The organism is Streptomyces sp. 8K308 (assembly GCF_004348315.1).
Taxonomy (GTDB): domain Bacteria; phylum Actinomycetota; class Actinomycetes; order Streptomycetales; family Streptomycetaceae; genus Streptomyces.
This window is the reverse complement of the sequence record NZ_SMKC01000438.1, coordinates 1-5,071: the sequence shown is the minus strand read 5'-3', so window position 1 is coordinate 5,071 and position 5,071 is coordinate 1. Positions and strand designations below refer to the sequence as shown.

Genomic DNA, 5,071 nt, shown 5'->3' with positions numbered 1-5,071 from the left:
GGGTGGGCGGGAAAACCCCGGCGCGGAGCGCTCGGGCACCGCGCGCGGGCCGTCAGGCCGTGTCCCACCGCGCGAAGCGCGGCATCCCGGCGCGGAGCGCCCCGGCACGGGCCCAGCGGCGCGGCCGCCAGGCCGCCCCCGCGCTCAGGCTCCGTCGCTGAGCGGCTCGCGCCAGCGGTTGGTGAGGGGGAGGCGGCGGTCCTTGCCGAAGACCTTCGGGGAGATCTTCGTCCCCGGCGGATACTGCCGCCGCTTGTACTCCGCCGCGTCGACGAGGCGCAGCACCCGCGACACCAGCTCCGCGTCGTACCCGGCCGCCACGATGTCCGCCGCGCCCCGGTCACGGTCCACGTACAGCTCGAGGACGCCGTCCAGCACGTCGTAGTCCGGCAGCGAGTCCGTGTCCACCTGCCCCGGCCGCAGCTCCGCGCTCGGCGGCTTGGCGATCGAGTTCTCCGGGATCGGCGGCGTCTCGCCCCGCCGCGCCGCGGCCTCGTTGCGCCACCGCGCGAGCCGGTAGACCACCGTCTTGTAGACGTCCTTGATCGGCCCGTAGGCGCCGACCGAGTCGCCGTAGAGGGTCGAGTAGCCCACGGCGAGCTCGCTCTTGTTACCCGGGGCGAGCACGATGTGGCCCTCCTGGTTGGAGACCGCCATCAGCAGGGTGCCGCGCAGCCGCGACTGCAGGTTCTCCTCGGCGAGGCCGGTCAGCTCCACCGCGTCCAGGTAGGCGTCGAACATGCCGCCGATCGGCACCGTCCGCAGCGAGAGGCCGGTGCGCCTGGCCAGCTCGGTCGCGTCGCCCCGGGAGTGCTCGGAGGAGTAGCGGGAGGGCATGGAGAGCCCGAAGACCTGCTCGGGGCCGAGCGCGTCGCAGGCGATCGCCGCGCACAGCGCCGAGTCGATGCCGCCGGAGAGGCCGATCAGCACCGAGCGGAACCCGTTCTTCCTGACGTAGGCCCGGACGCCGGTGACCAGCGCCTCGTACATCTCCTCCGCGTCGTCGAGCCGGTCGGCGACCGCGCCGGGGTGGACCGGCTCGTAGGGCGGCAGCGGCTCGGCCGAGAGCGTCACGTGGTCGATCCGCAGCCCGTCGTCCACCACGCCGGCCGGCGGCGCGTCGGGGGCGGCGGCCGGGAGGTCCAGGTCGAGCAGCAGGCACTCCTCGGCGAACTGGGCGGCCCGCGCCAGCACCGTGCCGTCCCGGTCGACGACGATCGAGTCGCCGTCGAAGACCAGCTCGTCCTGGCCGCCGACCATCGCCAGATAGGCCAGCGTGCAGCCGGCCTCCTGGGCCCGCTTGCGCACCAGGTCGAGCCGGGTGTCGTCCTTGTTCACCTCGTACGGGGAGGCGTTGACGGACAGCAGCAGCCCGGCGCCCGCCGCGCGGGCGGCCGGCACCCGGCCGCCCTCCTGCCACAGGTCCTCGCAGATGGCCAGCGCCACGTCCACGCCGTGCACCCGGATCACCGGCAGCGTCGCGCCGGGCACGAAGTAGCGGAACTCGTCGAACACGCCGTAGTTCGGCAGGTGGTGCTTGGCGAAGGTCAGCGCCACCTCGCCGCGGTGCAGCACGGCCGCCGCGTTGCGCGGGGCGCCGGCCGGCTGGCCGAGCGCCTGGCTGACCTGCTCGGCCCGGTCCAGGTAGCCGAGCACCACAGGGACCTCGCCCAGGCCCTCGGCGGCCAGCCTGGCCGCCAGCTCGCGCAGCGCGGCCCGGCTGGCGGCCACGAAGGACGGGCGCAGGGCCAGGTCCTCGACCGGATAGCCGGTGAGCATCATCTCGGGGAAGGCGACCAGGTGCGCGCCACGGTCGACGCCGTGCCGCGTCCAGCGCAGCACGGCGTCCGCGTTGCCGGGCAGATCGCCGACGGTGGAGTCGATCTGGTTCAGGGCGATTCGTAGCTGAGGCACACGGTCGAGTGTAATCGTCCGACTGACGCAATGGGGGGCGCGGTCCTTCTGGTCGGCTTTCGGCCGTGGCGTCGGCGACGGCCCCCCGCGATAGGGAATGATCCGCGAATGACGCATTCCTGATGAGAAGTGAGGTCGTCACCGCGCGGGATGGCGACCCCAACCGATCGGTGGGTGAGGCGCCCCTGGAATCCGGCCAGGATCCACGGTCGCCGATTACGCGAGCATGCCAAGGGGCAGGGCTGAACCCACCTGCGTGTGAGGACGGGACGATGCCATGCCGGAAAGGGGCGCGGCCATGCCGCAGGACATCAGCTTCTACCTGCCGTTCCAAGGGAGCATCAACCCGGGCGCCGGCCGGGCGCGCATCCACCACCTGGACTGGGTGCGCCGCCACGGCCTGGTCGTCGGCGAGGCGGCGCTCCGCCGCTACCAGGGCTGGCAGGTGACCGACCTGGCCGCCTACGCCTACCCCGACGCGGCCGGTGGCGACCTCGATCTGGTCACCGACGCGGTCTGCATCGGCTTCCCGCTCGACGACCTGTTCGACGGGCCGCTCGGCAGGCAGCCGGAGCGCGTCGCCCAACTGGTCACCGAGCTGGCCGCCATCCCCTACCGCGCTCCCGGCGCGCCGCCCAGGCTTGACGCGCCGATCGCCCGCGCCTACGCCGACGTCTGGCGGCGCAGCGTCGTCGGCATGTCTCCGGCCTGGCGGGCCAGGGCGGCCGCCAACCTGGCCCGCTTCTTCCGCGCCTACGTGCGCGAGGCGCGGAACCGGGTCATGGGCGTCGTGCCGGACGAGGCCGCGTACGTGCGGCTGCGCCGCCAGGCGGTCGGCACGGCGCCGTGCTTCGACCTGATCGAACGCGCCGGGCACTTCGAGGTGCCGGCCGGCGCCTACTGGAGCCACGAGCTGCGGCTGCTCACCCGCTGCGCCGGCGACGTCGTCTTCCTCTGCAACGACGTGCACTCCGCGGACCGGGAGGAGGCGCAGGGCGACCCGCACAACCTGGTGCTGATCAGGCAGCGGGCGCGAGGCTGCGGGCGGGAGGAGGCCGTGCGGCAGGTCACGAGGCTGGCCGCCAGCCGGGCCCGGGTCTTCGTCGCCCTGGCCGCCCGCCTGCCGGAGCTCTGCGAACGTCTCGACATCGACGCGCGCGGCCGGGCCGACATCGAGCGCTACGTGGCCGGCCTGCGCAACTGGATGGTCGGCAACGAACGCTGGGGCGTCGTCACCGCCCGCTACGAGGCTGCTCCGCAGGCTGCGGAACCATGTCGGCCCGCCGCCGCGCCGGAGCCGGCCGCCCCGGCCGGCGGCTGAGCCGGGGCCCTCGCCGGGCCGGGCTCGGCCCGGACGGCCCGGGCGGGCTCGCCTCCGGCGCCGCAGGCCATGACCGGCGCCCTCGGCCGTCGCTCCGGTCGGCGCTGGCGGCCTCACGGGGAAGGGCCGCCGGCTGTCGTCGCTTCCTCGGTCGACCGGAGTGCGGCCAGCGGTGGGCCACCTCCGTACCGCGCGGGCGCGGCTGTGACCGGCGGGGCCGGCCGCATGCGGCCGTCTCACCGGTACCGGTGGAGTCCCCACCGCCGCAGGCGGGCTCGTAGGGCCCGCCAGGCGCGGGTCGGGCCGGCGTGTGGCACGCCGCGAGGCGTTTCGCGGCCGAGTCGCCGGTGCCTGGCGCCGGCCTCGGCGGCCGGTGCCACGGCGGGCTCCGCCGGCACGGCCTCGCCCGCCGCCGTGGTCCCCGCCCCCGAGGGGGCGGGATCGCGGCGCGAGAACGCCACCGGCAGCGCGTCCAGATGGCGTGACCAGGTGGAGGACGACCAGCTCAGGTCGTCGGGCTCGGCGGTCAGCCGCAGGTCGGGCAGCCTGGCGAGCAGCACCTCGATCGCCGTGCCCGTGATGGCCCGCCCGATGTCCTGCCCAGGACACTCGTGCGGGCCGCTGGTGAACGCCAGGTGCGAGCGGTTGCCGTGCATCGGCGCGCCGGGCGCGGGCCGGACCGCAGGATCGACGTTGGCCGCCGCGAGTCCCAGGAGTAACACGTCGCCCTCCCTGATGTGCTGGCCGCCCAACTCCACGTCCTGGGTGGCGAAGCCACCCGGGCACACCGAGATCGGCGGCTCGTCCCACAGCACCTGCTCCACCGCGGCCGGCAGCGTCATCCGCCCGCCGTGCAGCGAGCCGCGGAACCGGGGATGGGTGAGCACCACCCGCAGGGTGTTGACGATCAGGTTGGTGGTGGTCTCGTTGCCGGCGACCATCACCAGGCGCAGGTGGTGCACCACCTCCTCGTCGGAGAGGTCGGCCGGGTGCGCGAGCAGCCAGGACGCCAGGTCGTGTCCCGGGTCCGTGCTCTTGCGCGCCACCAGCTCGCCGAGCGTCCGCTGGATGTACCGGTCGGCGCTGACCGCCTTCTCGGTGCCGATCAGCAGCTGACGGCTGGCCCGCACCAGCCGCGGCCCCTCCTCCTCCGGCAGCCCGAGCACGGTGGTCAGCGCCAGCATCGGCAGCTGCTGGGCGTACTGGCCGAGGATCTCCGCCTCGCCGGCGGCGGCGAAGCGGTCGATCAACTGGTGGGCGTACCGCTGTACATGGCGGCGCAGCCCGCGCCGGTCGAAGCGGTCGAGACTCTGGTTGAGGGCGGACCGCAGCCGCTGGTGCACCTCGCCGTCCTCGTGGGTGCAGTCCGGGCCCCACAGCAGCACCGGCGCGATGGGCGAGGCGGCGCTCACCCGGCCGGCCCGGTACTCGCCCCAGTTGCGGCCGTCCCGGCTGAACCGGCGCGGGTTGCGGGTCACTTCGAGGATCTCCGCGTAGCCGAGGACCAGCCACGCCGGCACGTCGCCCTCCAGCAGCACCGGGGCGACCGAACCGTGCTCGGCGCGCAGCCGCTCGTAGAGGCCGAACGGGTCGGCCGAGGCGACCGGGCCGTACAGCCGGTGCACCCCGCCGGGTCCCGGGTCGTGCGCGGGGCAGCCGGGCGGCGGGACGGCGGCGGTCAGCCCGCCGGCCGGCCGGCTGCTGGGGGACGGGTCTGGCGACGGCCTGGTCACGGTGCCTCCGAGGGGTGCGGACGGGCGGCGGAGCTGGGTACGGCGACGGCGTGGGCGATCGGCGGGTGGCCGGCGCCGGTGGTGGCGGGGGACGGGTGAGGGG

At 75.0% G+C, this 5,071-nt stretch carries 3 protein-coding genes; 1 reads left to right on the top strand and 2 read right to left on the bottom strand.

Features of this window, described 5'->3' with window-relative positions; genetic code table 11:
- Positions 1-144 precede the first annotated feature (144 nt).
- Positions 145-1,914: an NAD+ synthase gene (locus tag E1265_RS33480; RefSeq protein ID WP_132934715.1), complete on the bottom strand. Its 1,770-nt coding sequence runs from the start codon at positions 1,912-1,914 to the stop codon at positions 145-147.
- A 298-nt stretch (positions 1,915-2,212) separates the two neighbouring features.
- Here E1265_RS33480 and E1265_RS33475 point away from each other — a divergent pair, with 298 nt between their 5' ends.
- Positions 2,213-3,235, top strand: a complete 1,023-nt coding sequence (locus E1265_RS33475) for a terpene cyclase (RefSeq protein WP_132934714.1) — start codon at positions 2,213-2,215, stop codon at positions 3,233-3,235.
- Between the two features lie 236 nt (positions 3,236-3,471).
- Here E1265_RS33475 and E1265_RS33470 read toward each other — a convergent pair whose 3' ends face one another.
- Entirely contained in the window at positions 3,472-4,968 is a 1,497-nt protein-coding gene (locus E1265_RS33470; protein WP_207931311.1) for a cytochrome P450, read from the bottom strand.
- Between the last annotated feature and the right edge of the window lie 103 nt (positions 4,969-5,071).